At 62.8% G+C, this 26,920-nt stretch carries 25 protein-coding genes and 2 tRNA genes; 11 read left to right on the forward strand and 16 right to left on the reverse strand.

From position 1 onward, the window contains the following. Positions 1 to 125 precede the first annotated feature (125 nt). Genes rfbF through IP86_RS03690 form a run of 4 tightly spaced genes read left to right on the forward strand, consistent with a single transcriptional unit; the run spans position 126 to position 3,684 of the window. Entirely contained in the window at positions 126 to 908 is a 783-nt protein-coding gene (gene rfbF / locus IP86_RS03675) for a glucose-1-phosphate cytidylyltransferase (RefSeq protein WP_054161206.1), read from the forward strand. A 45-nt stretch (positions 909 to 953) separates the two neighbouring features. Then, on the forward strand, positions 954 to 2,213 hold the full coding sequence (locus IP86_RS03680) for a class I SAM-dependent methyltransferase (protein ID WP_054161161.1): 1,260 nt from the start codon (positions 954 to 956) through the stop codon (positions 2,211 to 2,213). Beyond that, positions 2,210 to 2,755, forward strand: coding sequence for a dTDP-4-dehydrorhamnose 3,5-epimerase (gene rfbC / locus IP86_RS03685; protein ID WP_054161162.1), 546 nt, complete (start codon positions 2,210 to 2,212; stop codon positions 2,753 to 2,755). Before IP86_RS03680 ends, rfbC begins: the two co-directional genes overlap by 4 nt. Before the next feature lie 17 nt (positions 2,756 to 2,772). Next, positions 2,773 to 3,684 (forward strand): NAD-dependent epimerase/dehydratase family protein, encoded by a 912-nt coding sequence (locus IP86_RS03690; RefSeq protein ID WP_054161163.1) that lies wholly within the window; start codon positions 2,773 to 2,775, stop codon positions 3,682 to 3,684. 6 nt (positions 3,685 to 3,690) lie between these two features. Here IP86_RS03690 and IP86_RS03695 read toward each other — a convergent pair whose 3' ends face one another. The 6 genes from IP86_RS03695 to IP86_RS03720 all read right to left on the reverse strand — a co-directional run bounded on the left by IP86_RS03695 (position 3,691) and on the right by IP86_RS03720 (position 11,179). After that, the gene (locus IP86_RS03695) at positions 3,691 to 4,503 is read right to left on the reverse strand and encodes a DUF5672 family protein (RefSeq protein ID WP_054161164.1); all 813 of its coding nucleotides are present in this window, start codon (positions 4,501 to 4,503) and stop codon (positions 3,691 to 3,693) included. Further along, the gene (locus IP86_RS03700; protein WP_054161165.1) at positions 4,503 to 5,255 is read right to left on the reverse strand and encodes an SDR family NAD(P)-dependent oxidoreductase; all 753 of its coding nucleotides are present in this window, start codon (positions 5,253 to 5,255) and stop codon (positions 4,503 to 4,505) included. Before IP86_RS03700 ends, IP86_RS03695 begins: the two co-directional genes overlap by 1 nt. Before the next feature lie 135 nt (positions 5,256 to 5,390). Beyond that, complete coding sequence (locus tag IP86_RS03705; protein ID WP_197279617.1) at positions 5,391 to 7,001, reverse strand: glycosyltransferase family 4 protein; 1,611 nt, start codon at positions 6,999 to 7,001, stop codon at positions 5,391 to 5,393. Between the two features lie 55 nt (positions 7,002 to 7,056). Next, positions 7,057 to 8,715, reverse strand: coding sequence for a glycosyltransferase family 2 protein (locus tag IP86_RS03710; protein WP_054161167.1), 1,659 nt, complete (start codon positions 8,713 to 8,715; stop codon positions 7,057 to 7,059). A gap of 265 nt (positions 8,716 to 8,980) precedes the next feature. Beyond that, entirely contained in the window at positions 8,981 to 10,078 is a 1,098-nt protein-coding gene (locus IP86_RS03715) for a 2-deoxy-scyllo-inosose synthase (protein ID WP_245290523.1), read from the reverse strand. A 117-nt stretch (positions 10,079 to 10,195) separates the two neighbouring features. Beyond that, positions 10,196 to 11,179 (reverse strand): glycosyltransferase family 4 protein, encoded by a 984-nt coding sequence (locus IP86_RS03720; RefSeq protein WP_054161169.1) that lies wholly within the window; start codon positions 11,177 to 11,179, stop codon positions 10,196 to 10,198. A 436-nt stretch (positions 11,180 to 11,615) separates the two neighbouring features. Here IP86_RS03720 and IP86_RS03725 point away from each other — a divergent pair, with 436 nt between their 5' ends. Then, positions 11,616 to 14,126, forward strand: a complete 2,511-nt coding sequence (locus tag IP86_RS03725; protein WP_197279619.1) for a glycosyltransferase — start codon at positions 11,616 to 11,618, stop codon at positions 14,124 to 14,126. A gap of 2 nt (positions 14,127 to 14,128) precedes the next feature. Here IP86_RS03725 and IP86_RS03730 read toward each other — a convergent pair whose 3' ends face one another. From IP86_RS03730 to msrA, 4 genes are all read right to left on the reverse strand, one after another. Further along, complete coding sequence (locus tag IP86_RS03730; protein WP_054161171.1) at positions 14,129 to 14,419, reverse strand: hypothetical protein; 291 nt, start codon at positions 14,417 to 14,419, stop codon at positions 14,129 to 14,131. Positions 14,420 to 14,581: 162 nt separating this feature from the next. After that, positions 14,582 to 14,746, reverse strand: a complete 165-nt coding sequence (locus tag IP86_RS27935; RefSeq protein ID WP_082363819.1) for a DUF3309 family protein — start codon at positions 14,744 to 14,746, stop codon at positions 14,582 to 14,584. A gap of 119 nt (positions 14,747 to 14,865) precedes the next feature. Continuing rightward, positions 14,866 to 15,279 carry a peptide-methionine (R)-S-oxide reductase MsrB gene (gene msrB, locus IP86_RS03735; protein WP_054161172.1) on the reverse strand — a complete coding sequence of 138 codons (414 nt, stop codon included), beginning with the start codon at positions 15,277 to 15,279 and terminating at the stop codon, positions 14,866 to 14,868. Between the two features lie 32 nt (positions 15,280 to 15,311). Then, on the reverse strand, positions 15,312 to 16,022 hold the full coding sequence (gene msrA, locus IP86_RS03740; RefSeq protein ID WP_054161173.1) for a peptide-methionine (S)-S-oxide reductase MsrA: 711 nt from the start codon (positions 16,020 to 16,022) through the stop codon (positions 15,312 to 15,314). Between the two features lie 216 nt (positions 16,023 to 16,238). Here msrA and IP86_RS03745 point away from each other — a divergent pair. From IP86_RS03745 to IP86_RS03760, 4 genes are all read left to right on the forward strand, one after another. After that, positions 16,239 to 16,313: transfer RNA gene (locus IP86_RS03745), tRNA-OTHER, on the forward strand. A gap of 170 nt (positions 16,314 to 16,483) precedes the next feature. Beyond that, a complete protein-coding gene (carB, locus tag IP86_RS03750; protein ID WP_054161174.1) occupies positions 16,484 to 19,813 on the forward strand; it encodes a carbamoyl-phosphate synthase large subunit in 3,330 nt (1,109 codons plus the stop codon). Positions 19,814 to 20,037: 224 nt separating this feature from the next. Continuing rightward, positions 20,038 to 20,514 carry a transcription elongation factor GreA gene (greA, locus tag IP86_RS03755; RefSeq protein WP_054161175.1) on the forward strand — a complete coding sequence of 159 codons (477 nt, stop codon included), beginning with the start codon at positions 20,038 to 20,040 and terminating at the stop codon, positions 20,512 to 20,514. A gap of 204 nt (positions 20,515 to 20,718) precedes the next feature. Next, the gene (locus IP86_RS03760; RefSeq protein ID WP_054161176.1) at positions 20,719 to 21,129 is read left to right on the forward strand and encodes a DoxX family protein; all 411 of its coding nucleotides are present in this window, start codon (positions 20,719 to 20,721) and stop codon (positions 21,127 to 21,129) included. A 41-nt stretch (positions 21,130 to 21,170) separates the two neighbouring features. Here the strand turns inward: IP86_RS03760 and IP86_RS03765 are convergent, their stop codons facing one another. Beyond that, the gene (locus IP86_RS03765) at positions 21,171 to 21,653 is read right to left on the reverse strand and encodes an Lrp/AsnC family transcriptional regulator (protein ID WP_054161177.1); all 483 of its coding nucleotides are present in this window, start codon (positions 21,651 to 21,653) and stop codon (positions 21,171 to 21,173) included. Positions 21,654 to 21,907: 254 nt separating this feature from the next. Here IP86_RS03765 and trxB point away from each other — a divergent pair, with 254 nt between their 5' ends. Further along, a complete protein-coding gene (gene trxB / locus IP86_RS03770; RefSeq protein ID WP_054161178.1) occupies positions 21,908 to 22,873 on the forward strand; it encodes a thioredoxin-disulfide reductase in 966 nt (321 codons plus the stop codon). A gap of 32 nt (positions 22,874 to 22,905) precedes the next feature. Next, complete coding sequence (locus IP86_RS03775; protein WP_054161179.1) at positions 22,906 to 23,799, forward strand: LysR family transcriptional regulator; 894 nt, start codon at positions 22,906 to 22,908, stop codon at positions 23,797 to 23,799. 375 nt (positions 23,800 to 24,174) lie between these two features. On the opposite strand, the gene IP86_RS03780 is transcribed toward IP86_RS03775, so the two are convergent. The 5 genes from IP86_RS03780 to IP86_RS03800 form a co-directional block, all read right to left on the reverse strand. Further along, complete coding sequence (locus IP86_RS03780) at positions 24,175 to 24,855, reverse strand: AAA family ATPase (RefSeq protein ID WP_054161180.1); 681 nt, start codon at positions 24,853 to 24,855, stop codon at positions 24,175 to 24,177. Between the two features lie 165 nt (positions 24,856 to 25,020). After that, entirely contained in the window at positions 25,021 to 25,392 is a 372-nt protein-coding gene (locus IP86_RS03785; protein ID WP_245290524.1) for a hypothetical protein, read from the reverse strand. Between the two features lie 92 nt (positions 25,393 to 25,484). Next, on the reverse strand, positions 25,485 to 25,709 hold the full coding sequence (locus IP86_RS03790) for a hypothetical protein (RefSeq protein WP_054161182.1): 225 nt from the start codon (positions 25,707 to 25,709) through the stop codon (positions 25,485 to 25,487). A gap of 367 nt (positions 25,710 to 26,076) precedes the next feature. Then, a tRNA-His gene (locus tag IP86_RS03795) sits at positions 26,077 to 26,153 on the reverse strand. A gap of 156 nt (positions 26,154 to 26,309) precedes the next feature. Beyond that, positions 26,310 to 26,741 (reverse strand): phasin, encoded by a 432-nt coding sequence (locus tag IP86_RS03800; protein WP_054161183.1) that lies wholly within the window; start codon positions 26,739 to 26,741, stop codon positions 26,310 to 26,312. Positions 26,742 to 26,920 lie beyond the last annotated feature (179 nt).

The following is a 26,920-nucleotide window of genomic DNA, read 5'->3' on the forward strand; positions in this document are numbered from 1 at the left end:
ACGGCGAAAGGCCGTCTCGGGTTGTATTCCCACCGATTTGCTGATCCGGTTGATCGGTGCCCTAACCAATTGACTTGGTTGAAGGCGTGCGGCAAACCAGCCGCTTCACGGGGCTCGAAAAGGCAATGGTTTCAGTGAAGAAGGCGGTGATCCTGGCCGGCGGCATGGGAACACGTATCGCGGAAGAGACCTCGGTGCGCCCCAAGCCGCTGATCGAGATCGGCGGATTGCCGATCCTCTGGCACATTATGAAGATCTTTCACGCGCATGGCGTGAACGAATTCATCGTCTGCCTCGGCTACAAGGGTTACCTGATCAAAGAGTACTTCTCGAATTATTTCCTGCATCAATCCGACGTTACGTTCAATTTTGGTGACAACTCGATTCTGTACCACAACAAGCGCGCGGAGAACTGGACGGTGACCCTGGTTGATACCGGGGCCGAGTCGATGACCGGCGGCCGCGTCAGGAGAGTCCGGGACTACGTCGGCGACGAACCGTTCTGCCTCACTTACGGCGACGGCGTCGGCGATGTCGACATCACCGCGCTGCTGCGCTTCCACGCCTCTCACGGCAAGCTCGCCACCATCACTGCGGTCAGCCCGCCGGGCCGCTTCGGCGCGCTGAATTTCGACGACAAGGACGGCGTCACCAGCTTCCAGGAGAAGCCCGACGGCGAACTCGGCTGGATCAATGGTGGGTTCTTCGTGCTGTCACCCGAAGTGTTCAAATACATTGACGGCGACGCGACGATCTGGGAGCGCGAGCCGCTCGAAGGACTGGCGCGTGACGGCCAGCTCAGCGCCTACAAACATCACGGCTTCTGGCACCCCATGGATACGCTGCGCGACAAGCAATATCTCGAGCAGCTCTGGACCTCGTCCAAGGCGCCGTGGAAGATCTGGTAGCACCCGGCCGAGTTCGATCCGGCGGCAACTCCAAGGTACTTGTTCATGACTGATACGGCAAACCACGTTTGCAGACATTGCGGGACGCCGCTACGGATTCTGGTCGCGGATCTCGGCAGCACGCCGATCGCCAACGACTATTTGAGCGCCGCCAAGGTCGACGGCCCGGAGCCGTTCTATCCGCTGCGCACCTTCGTCTGCGACTCCTGCCGGCTTGTGCAGTTGCAGAACTTCTTCCGCTCCGACGACCTGTTCCGGGAGGACTACGCATATTTCTCGTCGTATTCGACATCGTGGCTCGCCCATGCCCAGCGCTACACCGAGGAGATGCGCCGGCGCTTTGCGATCGGCGCGTCCGATCTCGTGGTCGAGATCGCCAGCAACGACGGCTATCTGCTGCAGTACTTCCACAAATCCGGCATTCCGGTGCTCGGGATCGAACCGAGCGCGTCCGTCGCCAAGGTGGCGCAGGAGGAGCGCGGCATTCCGACGGTGGTGAAGTTCTTCGGCGCGGCGACCGCGCAGGAGCTGGTCGCGAGCGGCAAGCGCGCACGCCTGACTGCCGCTAACAACGTGCTGGCGCATGTTCCGGACATCAACGACTTCGTCAAAGGCTTCGCCATCCTGCTCGCCGACGAGGGCGTCGCCACTTTTGAATTCCCGCACGTCGCCAACATGCTCGAGCTCAATCAGTTCGACACGATCTATCACGAGCACTTCTCGTATCTGTCGCTGCTGGCCTGCGAGCGCATCTTCGCCGCTCAGGGGCTGCGCGTGTTCGACGTCCAGCAGTTGCCGACCCACGGCGGGTCGCTGCGGCTGTTCGCCTGCCGCAAGGACGCCGGCCACACCGACGGGCCCGGCCTTGCGGAAGTCCGCGACCTCGAACGACGGCTGGGCCTCGATACCGACGCGCCGTATCTCGCCTTCGCCGAGAAGGTCCGCGAGACCAAGCGGGCCTTCCTCTCGCTGCTGATCGACCTCAAGCGCCAGGGCAAGTCCATCGCCGCCTACGGCGCGCCGGCGAAGGGCAACACGCTGCTGAACTACTGCGGCGTCGGCGCCGACATGATCGACTTCACCGTGGACATGTCGCCGCACAAGCAGGGCATGTTTCTGCCCGGCACGCGGCTGCCGATCCTGGCGCCGCAGGCGATCACCGAGGCCAAGCCGGACTACCTGGTGATTCTGCCGTGGAATCTGGAGAAGGAGATCACCGCGCAGATGGCGGCGATCGCCGACTGGGGCGGCAAGTTCATCATCCCGATTCCGACACCCAAGATCGTCGACGCGTTCCGCGCATGAAGATCGTCCCGACCCCGCTCGACGGCTGCGTCGTGATAGAGCCCGAGCCGTTTCGTGACGAGCGCGGGTTCTTCATGCGCACCTTCTGCCGGACCACGTTCAGCGAGCGCGGCCTCAATCCCGATATCGACCAGTGCAGCTTCTCGTTCAACCAGCGCCGCCATACGCTGCGCGGGATGCACTTCCAGGCGGCGCCGCGGATGGAGGACAAGCTGGTCCGCGTCGTGCAGGGCGCGATCTACGATGTCGCGGTCGACATCCGCCCGGGCTCGCCGACGTTCGGCCGGTGGTTCAGTCTCGAGCTGACGGCGGAGAATCTTCTGGCGCTATACGTCCCGCAAGGTTTCGCCCACGGCTTCCTGACGCTCAGGGACGAAACCATGGTGGCGTATCAAATCGCGCAGCCCTATCAGGCCGATCTCGCCCGCGGTTTGAACTGGAACGATGGGCAGGTCGGAATCGACTGGCCGCACGCCCCGGACGTGATCAGCGAACGCGACGCGGCCCTGCCCGGCCTGAGCGATCTGGCGCTGACGCCGTAACCGGACGAAGGCTCGACATGCGCGTGATGGTGACGGGAGCACGTGGGTTCATCGGCCGGCATCTGCTGGCCCGTCTCGAGGCCGATACGGCCGTCACCGAAATTCACGGTGTTCATTCCCCAGCCGGCGGCGCGCTGCCCCCCACCACGCGAACGACCTGGCATAGCCTCGACCTCACGGCGCCCGGCGCGGCGGAAACACTGATCGCGGCGGCAAGGCCGACCCACCTGATCCACGCCGCCTGGATCACCGCCCACAACGATTATTGGGAGAGCCCGGCCAATCTGCGTTGGCTGGCGACGAGTTGCGACCTGCTGCAGGCTTTCCTGGCCGCCGGCGGCACGCGCTTCGTGCAGATCGGCACCGCTGCGGAATACGACTGGTCGCACGGATACATGACCGAGGGCGTCACGCCGGAACGGCCGTCGACGCTGTATGGCGTCGCCAAGAAATCGTTTCACGACGTGCTGCAGACCGCAGCCGCCAAAGCGGGCTGCTCGGCTGCCACCGGCCGGGTGTTCTTCGGCTACGGCCCGTTCGAAAATGCCGGCCGCATCATTCCCTATGCGTGCCGTCAGCTCGCCGCCGGCCAGCCCGCCGCATTCTCCTCCGGGGCGGCTTGGCGGGACTTTCTGTATATCGACGATCTCGCCGATGCGGCGATCGCGCTGCTGCGGTCCTCACTCGAAGGCGTAGTGAATCTGTCGTCCGGCGATCCGGTGCGGCTGGCGGAAATCGTTACCCGGCTCGGCGAAATCAGCGGTCGACCCGAGCTAATTCAGCTCGGCGCCCGCCCCGACCGCGCCGGCGATCCGCCAATGCTGGTCGGCGATTCGACCCGCATCCGCTCCACCGGCTGGCGCCCGACGCATGATCTGGCGAGCGGCTTGGCGTCGACATATCGGTGGTGGGCCTCGGCGCGAAACTGACGACAGTCAGGCCGGATTGCCGTCCGGCGGCAGCAGTCGGCTTTGCCAGAATGCCCGGGCGTCCTCGAAGCGGTACCAGGCGTGGCATCCGAACGGAATGCGGCCGCCGGATTGCTGCAGCAGGAAGTTCGGATCGTATTCGAACGAAAACCGGTTCGCGATCTCGACAGGAGCGACCCGAAACGACGGATCGATCAGCGGCGCGAACACGCCCCAATACACGTCCTCGGCCAGCATCTTGTGCTGGACGTAGTTCGAAGGCGTCAGATGCTTGCGATAGCGCCACAGGCGGTTAGCCGCGTCGAAGTTGCCTTCCAGCAGACGATCGAGCGTATGCCTCAGCGTCGGCCGCCGGTTCTCCAGATGATCGATGAAGGCGGAGACGCGGCGCAAGCTGAAGCCGCCATTGCCAGCCGCGATCTTGGCGAAAGGCCACGGCTCGCCGATGTACTTCTCGATCAGATGAGGATACCAGCTGGCACCGATATAGTCGTAATCGCTCTCGCACCATTCGATCAGTTCGTCTCGAAACGCGAGCGCGTCGAGGTGATAAATCAGGATATGGCTGTGCTGAGCAAAGCGACGATAGAACAGCGGTGACAGTTGAAACCGGTTGTAGCGAAGCAGCGAGCCGAAACTGTCGTCTGGAAAGATCTCATCGTCCAATCCGGGAATCGACCAGTCGAGACGTGCCGGCTTGGCCAGGACAAGACGATAGCGACCGAGAAAATGCCGTAGGTGCCGGAGCGAGGCTTCCACCTCCGGCCCGGTCTTGGCTTCGTGAACGGGAACGACGATGACGGGATCGACGGACGGCATTACTGCTGATTCCAAACCGTTTGCATCAGCCAGGCCCGGCCGGTGATGCCGGACGCCTTTTGCGACATCAGAAACGCGACCAGTTCGGCGACTTCTTCGGGGCTGTTGAAGCGCTTCAATTCGAGCGGATCGGCGATCTCGGCCTTGAACGCCGCCGCGTCACGCCCCTGCTCGGCGGCGATGCGATCAATGTCGCTATTGGTCATCTCGGTTTCGACCCAGCCCGGGCAGACGGCGTTCACGGTGATGCCGTCGCGGCCGAGTTCCTTGGCCCAGCATTTGGTCAGGCCGATCAAACCGAATTTCGACGCGCAATAGGCGCCGTAGCCGGCGCGGCCCTCGACTGAGAGCTGCGAGCCGATGGTGACGATCCGCCCGGGACGCGAGATCCGCGGCAGCAGCCCGCGCGTCAGCCGATAGGGCGCCTCCAGATTGACCGCCAGCACCTCGCCCCAAGGGTCGTGATCGGGGTCGGCAATGGCCGCCGTTTCGCAGATGCCGGCGTTGTGGACGACGCCCCATAGCGGCTCCCGCCAATCCGCGACAAACGACGCCAAAGCTGCCGGATCGGCAAGATCGAACGCCACAACGGTGGCGTCCGCGGCCTCGACGAAGCGTTCGGCGCGCAGCTTCTCTGCCGACGCCTCGGTCTTGGTCACCAGCGCAAGCGAAAAGCCGTCCCGGGCCAGCACCTGCGCGATGGCGAATCCGATGCCCCGCCCTGCCCCCGTGATGAGAATCCGTCGGGTCAAGATTTCCCAGCTATCTCAGGTGGATGATGCTGGATTTATATTCGGCAATCGGCCCTGCGGCAATCGCAGATTGTCCCGGCCGAGCTCGTCATTTCAGACGGCGCCAGGCCGCGCACGATCTGCCAGGCAGGCGCGTCAGCGGCTGGCGTGGTGCTGCCAGATCTCCTCGAGCCGGGCGCGAACGGCCCGCGACGTTGTTTCGCGGGAAAACAATGCCTCCGCATGCGCCTTGCCACGCTGGCCCAAGGCGCGCGCGGCGTCGGGAGCGTCGGCAAGCTCGCGCATCGCGCGGCGAATATCCGGAACCGACGGGTCGGCCCAGACACAACCGCGACGGTAAGGTTCGTCCGTCACCTCGATCTCGGTCAAACGGTAAGCCAGCGGCCTCGCAACCCCATCGACGACAAAATCCGCCGCGCCGCCATAGGGCGTGGCGATCACCGGACAGCCGCTCAGCATCGCCTCGATGATCGTCAGTCCGAGCCCTTCGGAACGATGCGGCGAGACATAAGCGAAGGTGTGGTGCAGCAGATCGGCCAGTTCCGGATCGGAAAGGGTGCGCTCCATAAGAAGGATGTTGCTCGCACCATCGGCGGCACTCGCCACCCGGCGCGCGGATATTGGATATCGGTCGGCCAGACCGATCTTCAGGACGAGCTGATAACGCGGATCGTCGCCGAACTCGGCCCGGAAGGCATGGGCGAGCGCTTCCGGGTTCTTGCGGTCGATGCGGCTCGACAGATCACAATTATAGAAGAACACCAGGCTGTCGTCGTTCAATCCGAAATGCGAGCGCGAAAACTGCCCCGGCGCGACCGGCGGAACCACCGCGGGCCGGAGCAGATTGACCGGGCGCGCCGACACGACATCGACCGCGCGCACGTTGAATGACGATGCGCACCAGATCTCGTCGAGCAGCGCCACCCACGGCATCCACTCGTGACGAAAAGCAGCGAGCTCCCAATACCAGATCCCGATATTGTAGCGGTCCGGACTCAGAATCCCGTTCTGCCGCAGACCGTTCGCGACCAGATGGAAGATATCGGCGTTCATATGGATCAGATTGATCGGCTGCAGGCTTTGGACGCCCTTCAGGCCGGTGTCGACCGTCTCCTGGTGTTCGAATCCCTCGGTCCATTCGATCAGATGAACCGGAATCTCGGCGCTCTGCAGGGCATCGACAAAACCTCGCGCGCTGACGCCGAGCCCGGAAATTCGCGACAGCGGCGAAACGAAATTCACCCCCATCGGAACAGAGGCCGGGCGCACCCATTCTCGGAGTGGCGGCTTCACCGGCTCTATACGACGCGGCGGCGTGTAGCGCCGCGTCTGGATTAGACCCGCCGACCCGAAGTTCAGAAAATGCCAGAGCGCCGACACCTTTGCGCGGTCGACGACGGGGAAGAAGTTGCGATAGCGTGTCGGATCGAACTTGGGATGCGGCCTGAACCCGAGCTGTTCGCCTGATTCGATATAATGCAGCAGAGGATTGAAACCGACCGGAAACTGCCCAAACTGGGTGCGATAGTAGTTCGCATCGAACCACGGATTGGGTGACCTCATTTCCCGCGCGCCAAAATCGATGTAGTGGCGCAGCGGATCCATCCCCGCAGCGTCGACATCGGCATAAGTCGCCAAGTAGAACTTGCGATCGAACAGTCCCGACCGCTCGATCACTGCGTAGTCGTCGTCGCCGCTTCGGCAGCCTTCTAGATGACTGCGCCAGCGTTCGCTGACTTCGGTCATCGCGGCTGCGGCGGCGGTGGCGCTGGGAACTTTGGACATCTTGGCTTCGGAATGCTCAGGTGATCAAGGAGAGATTGTCGGACAGCTTATCGTAGTCTCCGACAAAATTCGGATTCATATAGGGATCGCGGTCCAACAGCCCCTTCCACCTCGCAACGAAGTTGGCCGTATCGCTGTCCTCGGGAGCGTTGCGCGAGGAAGAACTCCGCTCGAAATGATACAACTCGGCATGAGGCGTATACACGATGCGGTAGCCCCTTTCGCCCAGCCGAAGACAGAGATCGATGTCGTTGTAGTCGATTCTCATATTCTCGTCGAAACCGCCGACCTCGCGCAGCTTCGACATCGTGGTCGCTAGCACCGCGCCCGTAACGGCCGAATAGTTCCGCACCAAGTGAGTGAAACTGTAATAGCCCGGCGCGCCCGCCGGCCGATTGTAGAAAAGATGCATGCACGGCGAGGTCAATCCGAGCGCGATCCCGGCGTGCTGGATCCGATCGTCGGCGAAGCGCAGACGGCAGCCCACCGCGCCGATCTCGGGCTGGCGTGAGAAGCCGAGCAGCGCCTCGATCCAATCGGGGCTGATCACCTCGAGATCGTCGTTCAGAATGATGACGTCCTCGGTCTCGACCTTGTCGATCGAGAAATTGGGCTTGTTGGAGAAGTTGAACGGCGGCTCGAATGCGTAGGAGTGGACACGTACGCCCAGCTTCTCGAACTTGGCGCGGATATCGGCGGGCAGATTGCCGTTGTCCACCACCACGATCTTGAATGCGCGGAAGGTGGATTTTTCGAAGATGCTGTCGATGAAGTGATCGACCATCAGAATGTCGCCGCGGCCAGGAACGTCGCGACGCCGCGAATCCGTCAGGATCAGCAATGTCACCGGATCGGGTCGGCGTCCCGCGCTCCAGTTGAGACGAAACAGTCCGTGCAGTTGGCCGAGGTCGACGGTGGCTTCGGGATCGCGCTGCCGCGCGTAGTCCAGCAGCGCCGCCCGCGCATTGATCAGCGCGGCCGGCTTGGCGTCAACAGCAGCTGCCGCCGAACCGGGAATCTTGCGCCAATGATACAGAATCTTCGGAATATGCACGATCTTGCGGGCACGGCCGCACACCCGAAGGGCGAGATCGTAGTCCTGCGCACCGGCGAATTCGTGCCGCAACATCCCGACGTCGAAGAACAAACTCTTCCGAACGACGGTGAAATGCAGCACATACATCACCGAGGTCAGATGCTCCGGCGACCAGTCGGGCTTGAAGTAGGGCTCGGTCAGGCTGCCGTCGAGTTCGAGCTTGTCCTCGTCGGTGTAGAGGACGTCGATTTCCGCATCGCGCTGCAGTTCAGCCGCGACGTCCGCGAGCGCATCGGGCTGCAGAACATCGTCATGATCGAGAAAGCCGACGAACTCCCCCGTCGCCATCTCGGCGCAGAGATTGGTCGCGCGGGAAATGTTGAGATTGGTCGGAGCCCGCACGATCTTGATGCGCCGATCGGTGCCCTTGTAGGCGTCGAGCACAGCAAGCGTCTGCGGATCCGTCGAGCAATCGTCGCAGATGCACAGTTCCCAATCCGTGAACGTCTGCGAGAGAACCGACTGGATCGTCGCATCGAGGACGTCCGGCGGCGTGTTGTAAACGGGTACCAGAATGCTGATCAGACAGATGTACGGGTCAGAAGCGTCGTGACGAGCAGTTGTCTTCGCTGGTGGCATTTCCGACCATATCAATGCGGCTGAAGAGCCTGAAGGAAGGAGTAGCGGCGCAAATCGCCTCTGCTACAGGTACCATGGCCGATATCGATGGTCCATTGGTCCTTCAAAAACCGAGATATCGCGCGCCGTAACCGGGATGACGCGATGCTTTCTCAGCGGGCAAGCACGAGACTGCAGCATTTTCCCGAAACCGGACACCTCTGTCCGAAATGGATCAGCACGATCGCAAACCTCGGCGGGCAAGGTTCGAAGCAGATCGTCCGGATCAGTAGCCCGAACGGGTGCCTGCGCGCCGATTGGCTTCGATCGCTTCGAACAGCACCTCGCGCGACACCCAATGCCCGTGCAACCCGTCCTCGCCGCTGTTGCTGGGAACCCCGATGGTGCGCAGCAGCCCCACATAGGCCCGATCGCGGAAGAAGTGCTTGTCGTAGCGGACCTTCTCCCAGATATCACCGAGCGAAAACTCGTAGGGAACCATGGTCGGCAGTCCCAGCATCGCCAGCGAACGATAGTGAATATCGACGGTTTCCTCGTCGGTGACACCCATCAGCCGGCCGATTTCCGCCGACACGCACATCCCGATCGAGATCGCTTCGCCGTGATAAATGTCGCCCCCCGAGAGGTGCTCGACTGCGTGTCCGACCGCGTGGCCGTACTGCTTGACCACCTCTTCGCGGTCGGAATGCAGGCTGGGCGCCATCATCTCGAGCTTGAGATTCACGGAACGAACCACCGTCTCGGTCAGGAAGTCGAGTTCGCCGAGATGATTGTGATGGGACATGATGTAGTTGAGGAAGTCGCTATCCTGGCACAGCGCGTGCTTCATCGATTCCGCGAGCCCGCAGCGGATCAGCCGCGGATTCAACGTGCGTAGCGCGATCGGATCGATCAGCACATTCGACGCGGGATAGAAGCTCCCGATCAGATTCTTGCCATGACTGAAGTTGAGTGCCTGCTTGAAATCGATCGCGGCATCGACCTGGGCTAGCAGGCTCGTCGGTAGATGGATCAGGCCTATGCCGCGATACAAGGTCGAGGCGAGAAAGCCGGCCAGATTGTTGACCAGGCCGCCGCCGAGGCTGAACACCACGGAATATTTGTCGATCCCGTAGTCGAGCGCGGTCTGAACTAGGCGCGCATAGACCTCGAAGCTCTTCGACGATTCTTCCGGCGGCACGACGATCGTCCGCACCAGCCGCCCGCTCCGCTCGATGCTTTCCAGCACCGGCCGCAGATACAGCTTTTCGACGTTCTTGTCCGTGATCAGAAGGTGCTTGGAGTCCTTCCGCACATTGTCGAGAACACCGAGGCTGTCGAGATTCCAGAGGCCGTTCTGAGCCACCACAACCCGCGTGTTCATATGGTTGTCCGCACGGAAGCTCGATGAGAGCGAAACGTCGGATGGAGGATGTTCCATTTTCATTCAAACTCGACGGGTACGGTGTCGGACAAGAGAAGCTTCATCAGGAACGTGACGTCATAGCCGCCGCAGCGCGGGCACGCCCGCAAGAACGCGGCCGAGCGGCTCGAGGCTCTCGGGCAACAGATTGCGCCTGTTGATACGACCCGTTCGCCGCGGTGAAGACTTGTTCTGCAGCAGATCTCCGACCGCTCGCGCGATCGCTCCCTCGGATTTCGGATCGATCGCGATCACCTCGTCGCCGAAATGCTCATTGGTCCAGTCGCCTTCCGAAACCACGATCGGCCGGTTTGCCAGATAGGCCTCCATGGCCGACATCCCGGCGGGCTCGAGCGACGCCTCGAGATAGACGTCACAATTCTGCAATGCTGAGCGCAGCATTTCGGATTTCGGTTGGATGTGCGGGATGAACTTGAAGTGCGGCGGGGCACTGCGCCGGCACGCCTCATAATAGTGCCGGTCGCGATAATCGCCGACCAGCACGAGCGGCACCGCGCTGTCCCTTAGCGCATGAATGGCCGTCAACTGGTTCTTGCGCTCCTCGATGATGCCCAGCCACAGGACATAGCGGTCGAGTTGGTGATGCGACTTGAACAGATCCGGATCGGCGGGCTCGGCATAGCAGCGGTCGACGCCCCACGGACAGAGCACGGCCTTTGAATCCGGAAATCCGGCATATCTGCTGACATTGTCGCGCTCGGCGGTCGATTTGAACACGATCTGGTCGGCCAGCCGGAAGAACTCTTCGGCATTCGCCCGGTCGTGATCGCTGGGCGGCCCGATCCACCACAGATTGGGGACCAGCACGATGCGCTTCGCCGAGGCATTGAGCGCCCGGAACAGGTTCATGCCGGATTCGACCACCGAGAAGTGTAGCACGGTGTCGTAGAACGAGATCGGTTGCGAAGTCGGGCCGTAGAGATCGACCCTGAAGCCCAGCAGGCGGAGATTGTTCGCCAGCTCGACGATTTCGAACTCACCGCCGCCGCGGTGCAGAAACGCCTCGGGATATGTGGTGATCAATACCCGTGGGTCACTCATCCGGGGGTATCCTCGTGGCTCGCTGGCGCTGTGGAGGGCCCGTCATACGGATTTCGCCCTGCGGGAGCAACCGCAATCGGCATATGGAAAGCCCTCTCGGCGTTCCGGTTCTCGGGAAAAGCCTTCTGGTTTCAAACGGATGACACACGCCGAGCGAGAGAATCGCGGGACCTGACCGCAACGCCGCCGAGCCAAAAGCCACGGACCGGCGACTATCGCGCTGAATCCTGCATCGGCGGTTTGCCAAACACGTTGAACGCCATTAGCAATGCAGCGCTGTTCCCTTCGGATCACCCCGATGAATGTCGATCAACTGTCGGAAGAGCTGTCGCACCCCGACGGCGAGTATCCGAACTGTTCTCTAGGATTTGGCCTTCCCAGATCACTGTTGCTGAAGTGGCAATCGGCGGGGCCGGACTTTCATCAAAAAGTGCCGATGCGGTCTGCCGCGGACGCCGACGTCCTGCTGGCCTGGTGGTTCACCAGTACGGACAGCAGTTCCACCGAAGTCGACGCGCTCACGGCGGCCTATCTGCTCGACCGCGGTCCATTCTGCGTCGAGCAGGACGTCGCGAGCGCCGACCGCCTGCCCTACGACTGGCTGGTACAGTTGTTCGTCTGCGAGCGCGAATTCAGCGCCGAACGATTCAGCGTCACCCTGCCCGCCTCGCTGGCGCTGAGCCGACACCGCCCCGAGCATTTCCAGTACTGGATCGCGAATATCGAGCGGATACTGGAAAGTCATCCCGCGCTCGCGCCGGGGCTATTCGAGCGCATCGCCGCCTACGCGACGGCGGTCATTCCAGAGTGGCCGCAGGACAGCGTGCTTCCACCGCTACGGCTATTCGGCCTGATTTACGATGCACGGCCCGAACTACAAGCCGGCTTCGACGTCGGCACGGAGCAGGGATACTTCAACCTGCTCTCGTGGTTCTTCAGGTCAGGCCTGCTGGAATATCGGCTGGCGCTGCGGTTGTTTCTGCACTGGCTGCAGCCGACCGAACTGGGCCTCACGTCGTCCTTTTGTGGCGAGTCCAGGCTGCATCCGGCCATCACCCAGGCGGCCCGCGGCGTTCGGTCAGAATTGGCCTTGATCGCGGCCGACGGCGATCCGCCCGACGACGTCGTATTCGGCTGGTGGCTGCGGGCCGCCCGGCATCTGGTCACGCGTCCGGGTCAGCTCGGCGCCAGGCTCCAGCTCGTGCGGATGGTTCGGGCGTTCTGGTTCGAAGCGAATTTCGGCGCTTTGTCGGGCGCAGTGCCGGCGGACATCCCGGGATATCTCGCCCGGCTGCATCGTACGCTGCCCGGACTGACCCAAACCTACGATCTGGCAACTGCGCAAGGCCGGTCGGCCTACCTGTCATGGTGGAACAACACCGGCCGCTTCGAACATCTCGACTTCGCGATCCTCGAGCAGGAGGATATGTTTGCGCCGACGCTGGCCTATGTCCAGGATGTCGACCTGCCGATCACCACCGCCTTGCTGCGGTTGCGCGACGAACAACCGGCGCTGGCCTGCGATCTTTCATCCGCTGCCGGAAGGATGAATTTCTTCGATAGCCTTACGCATCTTTGGTCGTCGGGGCAACTGACGACGTTCGAGCAGACCCTGCGCAAGCATCGGGGCGAGGTGAAAGTTCTCGCCGAACAGTTCTGCGGCGTCGCCCGGCAAATCCTGTCGGCCGAGCCACTCCCGCAGTCGCTGTCGAACAACGTGGCTTGGTGGCGAACCGAACAGCGACACTACATCTATCGTGTCGGCTACAAGTCGCAAACTCTGCGCGTCCCCCCTGCAATCGTGACCAAGCCCGCAGCCGCCGGGCGCGAGCAGGTCGACATCGAAATCGTCGGCTTTCCGCGCGCGGAAAGCGGCCAAGGCGAGGACGCGCGAACGGTGTTCGAGAGCCTGCAGCAGGAGACCTCGCTGCGCCTCAGCCTGTTTCATACCCGGCGATGGCTTCCGGGTCCGAACAAGGCCGCCGAGAGGTTCGAGCCTTACATCCGCCCCGACCTGCAGGACGCCCGTATCCGAATTTTCGCGTTTTCGGCCTTCGACATGCTGGCCGAGCAACAGTTCGAGGGGCTGCAAGGCTTTGCCGCAGACCACGTGATCGGCTACTGGCCGTGGGAGCTGTCGCGATGGCCGCGGCAGGTCTCGCTGCCGCATCTGATCGCGGACGAGATCTGGTCGTCGACGCGGTTCATCGTCGACAGCCTGTCGCCGGTGACCTCGAAGCCCGTCATTCACATGCCGCTGCCGGTGACCGTGGACACGGCGGCACTGCCTGGCCGCGACGCTGTGCCGGAGCTTCCGCCCGACCGCTTCAACTTCGTCTTCATCTTCGACGGCTTTTCGTATTTCGCCCGCAAGAATCCCTTGGGCACGATCCGGGCTTTTCAGAAGGCCTTTCCAAAGAGCGAACGCCACGACGTCGGCCTGACCATCAAGGCCATGAATGCCGATCGCAATCCGATCCTGCTCGCTCTCAAAATGTTTGCCGAGGAGGATCCGCGGATCACTCTGATCTACGAGACCTGGGATCGCGCACGCGTGATGCAATTGATCGAATCCGCGGACGCGCTGGTCTCGTTGCATCGCTCCGAGGGGTTCGGCCGGATCATGGCCGAGGCGATGCTGCTGCGGACGCCGGTGATCGCCTCGAACTACAGTGGCAACAGGGACTTCTGCACCGACGACACCGCCTTCGTGGTCGATGGGCACGTCACCCCGGTGCTTGAGGATCAGTACATCTTCTGGAACGACCAGGAATGGTTCGAACCATCAACCGACATCGCGGCCGCCCATATGAGGGCTCTGTTCGATAATCCGAACATCGCCGCCGCCAAGATCGAGCGCGCACGGCAGAACATGCTCGACAACTACAGCCTGCAGGCATGCGGTCGCCGCTATGCCAGCCGTATCAACGACATCCTGAGCCGATAGGCTCAGGCGGCGTCTTCCTTCGCCTCTTGGACGGCGTCGGCTTCCACCGCCGGCGAGCGCCGTTCGAGCGGAAACGCCTCGCTGTCATACAGAGAGCGAATGCCCTTCTGATCGAACCGGGCCTCGTCCACCTGCAGATAGGCGCCGTTCAGCGAATCCGCCGGCAATTCCTCGATGGCAAACCGTACGGCATCGGCCGCATTGTCGAACCGGCGGTAGGCGAAACCGGCACGCTTCTTCTTCCGGATCGCTGCAGGAAACAACTCGGCGGCAGTATCGAAGCTGAATGCCATGGCTCAACTAACCTTCTGACAATACGCGTGAATTGAACGCCGCGACGAAGGCTCGCAAGAGCCTTGGGCCGGCGCTGTTCGAATTACCCTCAAGATATAGGGACGAACGCCAAAAAAGCGACCCCAGGGGGCGGGAACTGCCGCGCCTGGACGCTGCCGGTTTCAAAGCTTCCTTAGCAGCACCAGCACCACAAGCACGAGCAACACGACGCCGATCAGGCCGGTCAGTCCCGAGCCCCGCCCATAGCCGTAACCGCCAAAGCGGCGGCTGAGGCCTCCGATCAGCAGCACGATCAGAACGACGATGACGATGCTGGCAATCGACATGGCACCCTCCACAGCCCGTGCACGTTTGACGTGCCGGCCCGGCCGCGGAGAGATGACACGCCCGATCGCAACCGACATGCGCCGTGCCGCGTGTGACGGCGGCGCGGCGCATCAGCGGGTCAGCGCGGCTTCAGCTTCAGCGCGGCCGAGTTGATGCAATAGCGCAGACCGGTCGGCCCCGGGCCGTCCGGAAATACATGGCCGAGATGACCGCTGCAGCGCGAGCACAGCACCTCGGTGCGGATCATGCCGTGACTCACGTCGCGTTCTTCGTCGATCGCCGCGGCCTGCGCCGGGGTGGTGAAGCTCGGCCAGCCGCAGCCGGAATCGAACTTGGCATCGGACTCGAACAGGGTCTGGCCGCATCCCGCGCACACATAGGTGCCGGGCTTGGTCTCGTACTCGTACTCGCCGGTGAATGGCCGCTCGGTCGCCTTCTCGCGCAGCACGGCGTACTGCATCGGCGACAGTTCCTTGCGCCACTCGGCTTCACTCTTGGTGACCTTGCCGGGCGCGGTCTTGGTATTGGTCATGGCAACTCCTGCAGGTGTGGGCGATCCGGCCGTCAGTTCGTCACCTTGGCGCTGCTCACCAGCGTCGGCTTCTCGAGATAATCCTTCGGGAACAGCTTCTTCAGGTTATCGATCTTCGGCAGGTCGTTGTAGACAATATAGGGCTGGCTCGGGTGCAGCGTCAGGTAGTCCTGATGATAGGCCTCCGCCGGATAAAAGCGGTCGAGCGGACCGACCTTGGTGACGATCGGGCCACCGTAGACCTTCGCCCCGTTGAGCTGCGCGATGTAGGCGTCAACCACCTTCTTCTGATCATCGTTGAGAGTGAAGATCGCCGAGCGATATTGCGTGCCGCTGTCGGGACCCTGCCGGTTGAGTTGGGTCGGATCATGCGCAACCGAGAAGAAGATCTGCAACAGCTTGCCGTAGCTGACCTGCTTCGGATCGTATTTGATCTCCACTGCCTCGGCATGGCCGGTGGTGCCGGTCGACACCGTCATGTAGCTCGCCGTCGCCTTGCTGCCGCCTGCGTAGCCTGAAACGGCGTTGACCACGCCGGCCGTGTGCTGAAACACGCCCTGCACACCCCAGAAGCATCCGCCTGCGAAAACTGCGGTCTGCAAACCGTCTCCTGCCTTGGCATCGATCGTCGGCGGCGGGATCACCACGGCCTCTTCGGCGGCACGGCTCGGCGTGAAGCTCGCAGACAGGGCGAGCGCGCTCAGGGCGGCGGCGCAGGCAGCAAGACGGCTGATAAAGCGCATGGGTTTTCCTCGGGTTCGACGTTCGCTCGTTCGGCGCCGCAACCAGTCGGCGCAATCCTCTTCCGGTGACAAGATACGGCGAGACGACAAAAGCGTTACGCCTCGGGGCACACGAATGCGTGAGCCGGCTTGGCACGGCCTATTCCCGGAACCGGGACTTAACGTTAACCCCGGGTCGGGCTGGATTGTCGCACCCGACGGAGCCACAATGCCTGCGGCCCGGTGGCGGAAGATCAACGCGGGAGCGGTGCAACGCTCTTTTTCCTGGTTCAAGTCCAGGCTGGGCCTCCAACACCCCAAATTGCCGGTTGACGGGAGGCGTTAAACTCTTTCGTCGCTGCGGAAACTGGTCTAAGACACGCCCGCGCGCCTGGGAAGCCCGGCGCTGAACAGCAAGGGACGCGCGACGGCGCGCCCTTTTTTTGTGCCCGATTTCCGCCCGCCCGCGTCAGCGAGATTTGATGCCCAAAAGAACCGACATCTCCACGATCCTCATCATCGGCGCCGGTCCCATCGTGATCGGCCAGGCCTGTGAATTCGACTATTCCGGGACCCAGGCGGTCAAAGCCCTGAAGCAGGAGGGCTACCGGATCGTTCTGGTCAATTCCAATCCAGCCACGATCATGACCGACCCGGAACTGGCCGATGCGACCTATATCGAGCCGATCACCCCGGAGATCGTCGCCAAGATCGTCGAGAAGGAACGCCACGTCATCCCCGGCGGCTTCGCCCTGCTCCCGACCATGGGCGGCCAGACCGCGCTGAACTGCGCGCTGTCGCTGCGCAAGCTCGGCACGCTGGAGAAGTTCGACGTCGAGATGATCGGCGCCACCGCCGACGCGATCGACAAGGCCGAGGATCGCGAGCGCTTCCGCGAGGCGATGACCAAGATCGGTCTGGAGACGCCCCGCTCCCGCCAGGTCAAGAATCTGCCCGACGCGCTGCGCGCGCTCGACGAAATCGGCTTCCCGGCGCTGATCCGGCCGTCCTTCACCATGGGCGGCACCGGCGGCGGCATCGCCTACACCAAGGCGGAGTTCATCGAGATCGTCGAGAGCGGCATCGACGCCTCTCCGACCAGCGAAGTCTTGATCGAAGAATCCATCCTCGGATGGAAAGAATACGAGATGGAGGTTGTCCGCGACCGCAAGGACAACTGCATCATCGTCTGCTCGATCGAGAATCTCGATCCGATGGGCGTGCACACCGGCGACTCGATCACGGTGGCACCGGCGCTGACGCTGACCGACAAGGAATACCAGATCATGCGCGACGCCTCGCTGGCGGTGCTGCGCGAGATCGGCGTCGAGACCGGCGGCTCCAACGTGCAGTTCGCCGTCAATCCCGAGGACGGCCGGCTGGTCGTGATCGAGATGAATCCGCGCGTGTCGCGCTCCTCGGCGCTGGCGTCGAAGGCCACCGGCTTCCCGATCGCCAAGGTCGCCGCCAAGCTGGCGGTCGGCTACACGCTCGACGAAATCGCCAACGACATCACCGGCGGTGCCACGCCGGCGTCGTTCGAGCCGACGATCGACTACGTCGTCACCAAGATCCCGCGCTTCGCCTTCGAGAAATTCCCCGGCGCCTCGGCCAACCTGACCACATCGATGAAGTCGGTCGGCGAGGTCATGGCGATCGGCCGCACCTTCCAGGAAAGCCTACAGAAGGCGCTGCGCGGCCTCGAAAGCGGCCTCACGGGTCTGGACGAAATCGAGATCGACGGGCTCGGCCGCGGCGACGACAAGAACGCGATCCGCGCGGCGCTCGGCACCCCGACGCCGAGCCGGCTGCTGCAGGTCGCGCAGGCGATGCGGCTCGGCTGGTCGGACGACGAGATCTTCAACTCCTGCAAGATCGATCCGTGGTTCCTGGCGCAACTGCGCGGCATCGTCGACATGGAAGCGCGCGTGCGCAGCAGCGGCCTGCCGGAGCACGCCTTCGGCATGCGCACCTTGAAGGCGATGGGCTTCTCCGACGCCCGCCTTGCGGTGCTGGCCGGCACCACCGAAGCCGAGGTCAAGGCGAAGCGGCGGGCGCTCGACGTGCGCCCGGTGTTCAAGCGCATCGACACCTGCGCGGCCGAGTTCGCCTCGCCGACCGCCTACATGTACTCGACCTACGAGTCGCCGTTCGCCGGCCCGGTTTCGGACGAAAGCCGGCCGTCGGACAAGAACAAGGTCATCATTCTCGGCGGCGGTCCGAACCGGATCGGCCAGGGCATCGAGTTCGACTATTGCTGCTGCCATGCCTGCTTCGCGCTGCACGACGCCGGCTACGAGTCGATCATGGTGAACTGCAACCCGGAAACCGTGTCGACCGACTACGACACCGCGGACCGGCTGTATTTCGAACCGCTGACTGCCGAAGACGTGCTCGAGATCATCGACACCGAGCGCAGCAAGGGCAGCCTGAAGGGCGTCATCGTGCAGTTCGGCGGCCAGACGCCGCTGAAGCTGGCGCGCGCGCTGGAAGCCGCCGACGTCCCGATCCTCGGCACCTCGCCGGACGCCATCGACCTCGCCGAGGACCGTGACCGCTTCAAGCGCATCCTCGACAAGCTGCGCCTCAAGCAGCCGAAGAACGGCATCGCCTATTCGGTCGAGCAGGCCCGTCTCGTCGCCGCCGAACTCGGCCTGCCGCTGGTGGTGCGCCCGAGCTACGTGCTCGGCGGCCGCGCCATGCAGATCATCCGCGAGGACAATCAGCTCAGCGACTATCTGCTCGGCACCCTGCCCGAGCTGGTGCCGGCGGACGTCAAGGCGCGCTACCCGAACGACAAGACCGGGCAGATCAACACCGTCCTCGGCACCAATCCGCTGCTGTTCGACCGCTATCTGTCGGACGCCATCGAGATCGACGTCGACTGCCTGTCCGACGGCAAGGACACGTTCATCGTCGGCATCATGGAGCACATCGAGGAAGCCGGCATTCACTCCGGCGACTCCGCCTGTTCGCTGCCGCCCTATTCGCTCGACGCGCCGATGATCGCCGAGCTGGAGCGGCAGACTCGCGAGCTGGCGCTCGGCCTCGACGTCGTCGGCTTGATGAACGTGCAGTACGCCATCAAGGATGGCGAGATCTACGTGCTCGAAGTCAATCCGCGCGCCTCGCGCACCGTGCCGTTCGTCGCCAAGGTGATCGGCATGCCGGTCGCCAAGCTGGCGGCACGGATCATGGCCGGCGAGAAGATCGCCGACCTCGGCCTGCAGAAGCGCGAACTCGACCACGTGGGCGTCAAGGAATCGGTGTTCCCGTTCGCGCGCTTCCCCGGCGTCGACACCGTGCTCGGCCCGGAGATGCGCTCGACCGGCGAAGTGATGGGCCTCGACCGCTCGTTCGAGATCGCCTTCGCCAAGAGCCAGCTCGGTGGCGGCACCCGCGTGCCGCGCAAGGGAACGGTGTTCGTCTCCGTCCGCGAGAACGACAAGACGCGGATCATCGACGCCGTGAAGCTGCTGCACGAAGTCGGCTTCAAGGTGATCGCCACCTCTGGCACGCAGCGCTATCTCAGCGACCACGGCGTGCCGGCCGAGAAGATCAACAAGGTGCTGGAAGGCCGGCCGCACATCGTCGACGCCATCATGAACGGCGAGGTGCAACTGGTGTTCAACACCACCGAAGGCCCGCAGGCGCTGGCCGACAGCCGCTCGCTGCGGCGCGCTGCCCTCTTGCATAAAGTGCCGTATTACACCACTCTTTCCGGGGCTGTGGCGGCCGCAAAGGGAATTCGGGCCTATCTGGGCGGGGACCTTGAGGTTCGGACCTTGCAGAGCTACTTTTCCCAATCCTGATCGTCAGCCGGGCTCCGTGCCCGGAAAACCGATCGGCAAGGCCGGGAACCCGCCAGCTTCAGGTGAGTTTTAATGCGCCCTTCATGGCGCCCCTGAGCGACCGGCTGGACGTATCCTGGAAGTTTTCTCGGCGAGCCACTGGCGGCTCGCCCTTACGCAAGCTGACGAGAATGTGGGTGGTCACGCCGTGACCATCCGCAACGAATACTGAGGATGAAGGCAAGATGGTCGAAAAGATACCGATGACGGCGGGTGGCTATACCGCGCTTTCGGACGAACTGAAGAAGCGTCAGTCGGAGGATCGTCCGCGGATCATCGAGCATATCGCCGAGGCGCGCTCTCACGGCGACCTTTCGGAGAACGCCGAGTATCACGCCGCCAAGGAAGAGCAGTCGCACAACGAGGGCCGCATCGCGGAGCTCGAGGACAAGCTCGCCCGTGCCGACATCATCGACATCAGCAAGCTCTCCGGCGACACCATCAAGTTCGGAGCGACCGTGACGCTGATCGACGAAGACACCGAGAAGAAGGCGGTGTGGCAGATCGTCGGCGAGGCCGAGGCCGACGCCAAGAAGGGCAAGATCTCGATCACTTCACCGCTGGCCCGGGCGCTGATCGGCAAGAAGATGGGAACCTCCGTCGAGGTCGTCGCGCCCGGTGGCGCTAAGGCCTACGAGATCGCCAAGGTGGAGTGGCGCTGACCTTTCGACCATGAATGATGATGCAAAGGCCGCCGCGAGGCGGCCTTTTTGCTATCTGGAGCCCCGCAGCGCTCAGACCGGAGTGATCACAAGCAGGAAGCTCGAATTCACTTGTCCGTGTTGCGCTGAGCAGCCGATGGACAAGGACGCGGAACCCCAAGTATCCACCTGCGATACATCATCAACAAAGGACGCGCACCGCACATGGATAGCTTCGCCGCCAAGTGGCAGCCCACGGTCCTGAGCTTGTTTCGCTTCATCACCGGCCTGCTACTGTTTCAGTACGGCGTGGCCAAGCTCTTCAAGTTTCCGGTCGTCCCCTACTTCGCCAAGGTCGAGCTGTTTTCGCTGATCGGCTTCGCCGGCGCTCTCGAACTGGTGCTCGGCGCGATGCTGATGCTCGGCCTGTTCACCCGCCTGGTGGCGTTCATCCTGTCCGGCGAGATGGCGTTCGCCTACTTCATCGGCCACGTGTTCAAGGGTGATAGTCCGGTGTGGTTTCCGCTGCTGAACAACGGCACGGCCGCTATCCTGTTCTGCTTCGCCTGCTTGTATCTGTCGACGGCCGGCGGCGGGCCGATCAGTCTCGACGCTGCGCTGCGTCGCAAGATCTGAGTCTCGCGACGAATCCGGAATGCCGGGCTACGGCCCGGCTTTCAGGTGGCGGCCGCCTTCAGTTCCAGCGGCACGGCAGCGGCATATTTCGAGTTGCGCAGCACCAGCGAGGTGCGGACGTTACGGACATGCGGGGCGGCGGTCAGATGCGCGACGAAGTTCTGGAAAGTCGCCATATCCGGCGCGACGCATTTCAGGATGAAATCCACCTCGCCAGACAGCATCCAGCATTCCCGGACCAGCGGCTCGTTGCGCACGAACTCCTCGAAGCCACGCAGATCGGCCTCGGCCTGGCTGGACAGATGGACCGAGGCGAAAACCGTCACATCGAAGCCGAGCTGGGCCGGATCGAGCAGCCCGCGATAACCCTGGATGTAGCCCTCTTCTTCCAGGGTCCGGACTCGGCGCAGACACGGCGGGGGCGAGATGCCGACCCGCTTCGCCAATTCGACATTGGTGATTCGCCCGTCATCCTGGATTTCTTGCAGAATTTTCAGGTCGATCTGGTCGAGGCTCTTGGACACGCGGCGAAATCCCGTGTTGCGGACAGGCTGGCAGCCGCCCCCCTCTTAGCCCAGAAGACCAAACTTGAGCAATTTTATTTCGCGATGATCACAACTCGTTTGCCAAAGCCGGTGGGAAATCCTGCACAGACGGATTGCAAAACTTGCATGGCTCACCAGATGACATAAAGTTGCGTCTAAACCTTCCGCCCGTTGGCGATGCCCCTGCCAGGCCATTCCTGCTTCGCGCCGCCCTATATTTGGGGAGCTGAAACATGCCCAGTCCAGTCCACGCCAAAGTCGTGATCATCGGCTCCGGACCGGCCGGCTACACCGCAGCAATCTACGCCGCACGCGCGATGCTCGAGCCGATCCTGCTGCAGGGCATGCAGCCCGGCGGGCAGCTCACGATCACCACCGATGTCGAGAACTATCCCGGCTTTGCGGACGTCATCCAGGGCCCTTGGCTGATGGAGCAGATGGAAAAGCAGGCGGTGCACGTCGGAACCAAGATCATCACCGACCTGGTGGTGAATCTCGATTTGAGCCAGCGCCCGTTCCGGCTGACCTGCGACAGCGGCGACGTCTACATTGCCGAAACGGTAATCCTCGCAACCGGCGCGCAGGCGCGGTGGCTCGGCATCCGCTCCGAACAGACCTACAAGGGCTTCGGCGTCTCGGCCTGCGCGACCTGCGACGGCTTCTTCTATCGCGGCAAGGAAGTCGTGGTGGTCGGCGGCGGCAACACCGCGGTCGAGGAAGCGCTGTTCCTGACCAACTTCGCCTCCAAGGTCACGATCGTGCACCGCCGCGATCATTTCCGCGCGGAGCGCATCCTGCAGGACCGGCTGTTCAAAAATCCGAAGATCAACGTGGTCTGGGACAGCGCCGTCGATGAAATCTGCGGCAGCGACAACCCGACCAAGGTCACGCATGTCCGGCTGAAGAACGTCAAGACCGGCGCGCTGACGGAGCTGCCCGCCGACGGCGTCTTCATCGCGATCGGCCACGCGCCCGCGACCGAACTGGTCAAGGATCAGCTCAAGCTGAAGCCATCCGGCTACGTCCATGTAGCGCCGAACTCGACGGCCACGTCGGTGCCCGGCGTGTTCGCCGCCGGCGACGTCGCCGATGAAACTTATCGCCAGGCCGTCACCGCGGCTGGCCTCGGCTGCATGGCCGCGCTGGAAGCGGAGCGCTTCCTCGCGGTCCAGGCCAGTGAACGTGAGGCAGCGGAATAACCGTGCCTCGAAACCGCGACGGGTTCACCGATATGGATTGGGATAAGCTCAAGGTCTTTCACGCCGCAGCCGAAGCGGGCAGCTTCACTCATGCGGGCGAACAGCTCGGGCTGTCACAATCAGCCGTCTCGCGTCAGGTCAGTGCGCTGGAACAGGAGCTGTCGGTTTCGCTGTTCCACCGCCACGCCCGCGGTCTGATCCTGACCGAACAGGGCGACCTGCTGTTCCGAACCGCGCACGACGTGTTCATGCAGCTTCAGGCGGCGCGCGCCAAGCTCACCGACAGCCGCGAGCGGCCAAGCGGCGACCTGAAGATCACCACCACGCCCGGCCTTGGCATCCACTGGCTGGTGCCGCGGCTCGGCGAGTTCACCGCGCTGTATCCTGAGATCCGGATTTCGCTGATCGTCACCGACGAGGAGCTGGATCTGTCGATGCGCGAGGCCGATGTCGCGATCCGGACCCGGAAGCCGACCCAGCCCGACCTGATCCAGCGCAAGCTGTTCTCGATCGGATTTCACGCCTATTGCTCGCCCGAATACATCAAGCATTTCGGCACGCCGCGGACGCTCGAGGATCTCGACAACCACCGGCTGATCATGCTGAGCGACAACCAGGTGCCGCAGCATCTGCAGAACCGGAGCTGGCTGGTCGACGCCGGCCGCAACGGTGCCGGGCCGCGCGAGCCCTATTTCAAGGTCAACAACATCCTCGGACTGGTGCGGGCCTGCCAGCAGGGTCTCGGCATCGCCGCGCTGCCCGACTATCTGGTCGAGGACCCGAACCGGCTGGTGCAGCTGTTCGACGAACAGGATTCGATCCAGCTCGACACCTACTTCGTGTACCCGGAAGAGCTCAAAACGGTCGCCCGCGTCCAGGTGTTCCGCGATTTCGTGGTCAACAAGGCGCAACGCTGGCCGAGCTAGTCGGGCGCAACCGAGCATACGGAGAGCGCGGCCAAGTTGCTGGCCTGAACGGTCACCGCCTCACATTCGCAACAAGCCGCTACCGCCGCATGACTGACATGCGGCGTCCCCGGTTGCTGCGAACGGCTTTCGCAGATGAAATGTCTGCACGCTGAGGGTTTGCACTACACATGTCCCCCTCCTCCAGTAGTGTGGAGCTTCAGTTTATCCCTCTTGGAAGGTGATTGTGTCGGCCTCTCGAGGCCAAGACCTCAGCCGGGCTCCTCAGCGAGCCCGGTTTTTTTTTGCGCAAACGAAAGACCGCGGCGCCCGGGGGCCCGCGGTCCGACACAAAAACGCGCGGCCACCCGCGCGCTCAATTCAACAGCAAATGCGTCAAGCGGCCTGCTTGTGCATGGTGCCCGACGAGGCGCCGGCGCCGCGGATCGCCTTGACGGACCGCTCGATCGCCGCCCACAGCCGGCTGATCTCGTAGGCGGCGCGTCCTTCCGCCGCATATTCGCGAGCGCCCTGCCCCTCTCCCAATGCCATCAGCAGGTCGGCCCGGTTGGTGATCTGTCCGCCCCACACCGGCGCCTTGAACTTGGCCAGTCCTTCGCGCGCAATGGTCACGATCCGGCTCTCGACCTCGTCCCGCAGCGCGGGCGCGCCGTTCAGCACCACCGCGTAAGGCTTGCGGCTGGAGCGGCAGCTTTGGATCGTCTCCTGCACGGCATTGACGTCGAACACACCCGGGCGCGCCGGGATGATCACCATCGTGGCATGGCGGATCGCATCGTCGACCACCGCTGACAGATTCGGCGGCGTGTCGATGAACACCCACTCGACGCCGTCGCGCTTGGCCGACGCGACAATCTCACCGACGGAACGGGTCGCCGTACGCAGCGGCGGCTCGTTGGTACCACGCAACTTATGCCAAAGAGTCAGCGAGCCCTGCGGATCCGCATCGACCAGCAAGCAGCGCTTCGAAGCTTTGGTGACGTGCGCAGCCAGGTGAGCAGTCAGCGTGCTCTTGCCTGCGCCGCCTTTACGCGATGCAAAGACGATTACGTTCATACGACGGGCCTCCCGATTGACCTATGGTTGACAAAGGTGAATCAGGACGCTGATTCGTGGAAGATAAAATTGCGACAGGAACGATTCAACCTTCCCATTTTGCTTCGAAAGGCTGTCTTTTGAGTCACACTAACAAGTGGTTCGGTCGCTGGTCGCGCAGTGAACCTATTCATCAAGCGCTGCAGCACGGCCGTGCGTGTTGCGTTCAGCCGGATGAGGCGCGACCTCAACGCCCTTGCTGCGCTGCCGCTCCAACCATTTGCGCTCGAGCCATCCGAGGCTCCGTGCAGTCGGTTTCTCGAGTGCCGGTACGTCCTGCGCTATCAGGACAAGCCCGAGCGGCAGCATCCACAGACCAAGCACAGGCAGAAAGCTGAGCAGCCCGCCACCGACCAGCAATGCCCCGATCGGAAGTCGGACATATTTAGACGAGGGCTTCCGTAACCATCCGACGAAGTGGGCGGGCTTGGGCGGCAGCTTCGACTCGAACCACGTCAAATGCCGATCGAGCTCAGCGCGATGATCGATGTCGCTCACGGGCTTCTCCATCGAACAGAGATATGTACTCCACCGATCCGTTCCAGAGTGTCATCGCGCGATGAACAAAGGCGTTATCAGATGCGGCCGCGCTAAGCTTCGTTGGCTCCGACGCCGCGCTCATCGAGCAGCCGCTGGCCTTCATCGGTGACTGCGTAGCTCCGCCGTCCCTGATCAGTCTCCGCGACGGCGACGAGTCCCTGCGAGATCAGATGATCCAGTTCCAGACGCTGTCCCGCATTCAGGTCGCGGCCAGCGGTGCGGATGATATCAACCAGCACCGCAATCGCTTCGTCACTTACTTTGGGGTCGGCCATGATCCTCTCCCGCGCATTGCTGAAGGGAACGTGCCCGGCAGACCCTCGTTCCATAGGCGCCAACGCTCACTAAGTGACGCCGCGGCATCGTGGCTGCGCGGGCCTGCGCTGTAGCAGTGCGCGGCGATCGAGTCGCAGTCGCGTTGTGCGTCTGAGCCGAGAAGTGCACCCGCTCGACCATGGGCCTGATGCAGCCACTGCGATCAGGCTGCCCTTGGCAAGGCGTGTCCATCAGGTCGGACAATGCAGAAGCGGCATAGGGCGTAGCGGACCAACAGACGCCCGCCTGTTCAGATGGCCGCGTGCAAACGCGCCTGGCGGACAACCAATCCAACCCTGGACTTCGACCGCGAATTATCGGGAGGCGTGGTACAGTTGGGTGGGCTCGAACCACCGACCTCCTGTTCCACAGACAGGCGCTCTAACCAACTGAGCTACAACTGCATCCGGCACGGCCAGCGGCCGCGAACGGGCGGAAACTAGGTGCAACGCCGCGCTTTGGCAAGGCCGGTATCGGCTCTCCGACCAATGTCGAGGGCCCTATCGACAAAAAAGCCCGGGACGGGTCCCGGGCTTTAAATCAACCGAACGCGCGCAGCCTCAGCTGGCGGCGGTGAAGATCTTCGAGGCGTTCGCCTTGATCGGCTCGACCGTCTCGGCCGCGACCTTTTGCGACAGCTCGGTGAGCTCTTTGGTCTGGGAGGTCAGAACCTCGACCTGCTTCTTGGCGTGGGAGGTCCACATCTCCAGCACTTCCGGCAGGGTCTTGGCGCCGATCAGGCTGTGCGCGAAGTCGAAGCTGGCGCTGGTGTTGGCCTTCACGAAGTCGAAAACCTTGGTCGAATAGTCGGTCGCGCCCTTGCTGGCCGAAGAGAACACGGCTTCGATGGTGCCGTTGTTGCTCTCAGCCACGTCCCGAAGCTTGCTGTAGCTTTCGCGAGCCTGCGACACGCCCTTCTCGGCGAACGCACGAACCTGCTCGGGAAGCTGGAACGGGATGACGGTGGAGAACGGATCGCTCGAATCGGCCATGTGACGTCCTTCCTGGGAAGAGAAAATTGGTAATGCCCGTACGCGGGTCCAAAACGAAAAATGGGCCGACTTACAGGGCCTCACGGAATGACCGCTTTCGGTCATCCTTTAGTGCATATCGTAACACAGAATTTGTGCATTGCAACATAAACTTGCACTGCACTGCCACATTGTGCGTC

Source organism: Rhodopseudomonas sp. AAP120, from assembly GCF_001295845.1.
GTDB lineage: Bacteria > Pseudomonadota > Alphaproteobacteria > Rhizobiales > Xanthobacteraceae > Rhodopseudomonas.

Excerpts from the sequence above, each read along its gene's own strand:
- IP86_RS03705 (WP_197279617.1), bottom strand. The coding sequence starts at position 7,001 with ATGACCGAAGTCAGCGAACGCTGGCGCAGTCATCTAGAAGGCTGCCGA.
- IP86_RS03780 (WP_054161180.1), bottom strand. The coding sequence starts at position 24,855 with ATGAACGTAATCGTCTTTGCATCGCGTAAAGGCGGCGCAGGCAAGAGC.
- IP86_RS03760 (WP_054161176.1), top strand. The coding sequence starts at position 20,719 with ATGGATAGCTTCGCCGCCAAGTGGCAGCCCACGGTCCTGAGCTTGTTT.
- msrB (WP_054161172.1), bottom strand. The coding sequence starts at position 15,279 with ATGACCAATACCAAGACCGCGCCCGGCAAGGTCACCAAGAGTGAAGCC.
- IP86_RS03690 (WP_054161163.1), top strand. The coding sequence starts at position 2,773 with ATGCGCGTGATGGTGACGGGAGCACGTGGGTTCATCGGCCGGCATCTG.
- IP86_RS03800 (WP_054161183.1), bottom strand. The coding sequence starts at position 26,741 with ATGGCCGATTCGAGCGATCCGTTCTCCACCGTCATCCCGTTCCAGCTT.
- IP86_RS03720 (WP_054161169.1), bottom strand. The coding sequence starts at position 11,179 with ATGAGTGACCCACGGGTATTGATCACCACATATCCCGAGGCGTTTCTG.
- IP86_RS03710 (WP_054161167.1), bottom strand. The coding sequence starts at position 8,715 with ATGCCACCAGCGAAGACAACTGCTCGTCACGACGCTTCTGACCCGTAC.
- trxB (WP_054161178.1), top strand. The coding sequence starts at position 21,908 with ATGCCCAGTCCAGTCCACGCCAAAGTCGTGATCATCGGCTCCGGACCG.
- rfbC (WP_054161162.1), top strand. The coding sequence starts at position 2,210 with ATGAAGATCGTCCCGACCCCGCTCGACGGCTGCGTCGTGATAGAGCCC.
- msrA (WP_054161173.1), bottom strand. The coding sequence starts at position 16,022 with ATGCGCTTTATCAGCCGTCTTGCTGCCTGCGCCGCCGCCCTGAGCGCG.
- carB (WP_054161174.1), top strand. The coding sequence starts at position 16,484 with ATGCCCAAAAGAACCGACATCTCCACGATCCTCATCATCGGCGCCGGT.
- IP86_RS03730 (WP_054161171.1), bottom strand. The coding sequence starts at position 14,419 with ATGGCATTCAGCTTCGATACTGCCGCCGAGTTGTTTCCTGCAGCGATC.
- IP86_RS03715 (WP_245290523.1), bottom strand. The coding sequence starts at position 10,078 with ATGAACACGCGGGTTGTGGTGGCTCAGAACGGCCTCTGGAATCTCGAC.
- IP86_RS03695 (WP_054161164.1), bottom strand. The coding sequence starts at position 4,503 with ATGCCGTCCGTCGATCCCGTCATCGTCGTTCCCGTTCACGAAGCCAAG.
- IP86_RS03775 (WP_054161179.1), top strand. The coding sequence starts at position 22,906 with ATGGATTGGGATAAGCTCAAGGTCTTTCACGCCGCAGCCGAAGCGGGC.
- IP86_RS27935 (WP_082363819.1), bottom strand. The coding sequence starts at position 14,746 with ATGTCGATTGCCAGCATCGTCATCGTCGTTCTGATCGTGCTGCTGATC.
- greA (WP_054161175.1), top strand. The coding sequence starts at position 20,038 with ATGGTCGAAAAGATACCGATGACGGCGGGTGGCTATACCGCGCTTTCG.
- IP86_RS03680 (WP_054161161.1), top strand. The coding sequence starts at position 954 with ATGACTGATACGGCAAACCACGTTTGCAGACATTGCGGGACGCCGCTA.
- IP86_RS03790 (WP_054161182.1), bottom strand. The coding sequence starts at position 25,709 with ATGGCCGACCCCAAAGTAAGTGACGAAGCGATTGCGGTGCTGGTTGAT.
- IP86_RS03725 (WP_197279619.1), top strand. The coding sequence starts at position 11,616 with ATGCGGTCTGCCGCGGACGCCGACGTCCTGCTGGCCTGGTGGTTCACC.
- rfbF (WP_054161206.1), top strand. The coding sequence starts at position 126 with ATGGTTTCAGTGAAGAAGGCGGTGATCCTGGCCGGCGGCATGGGAACA.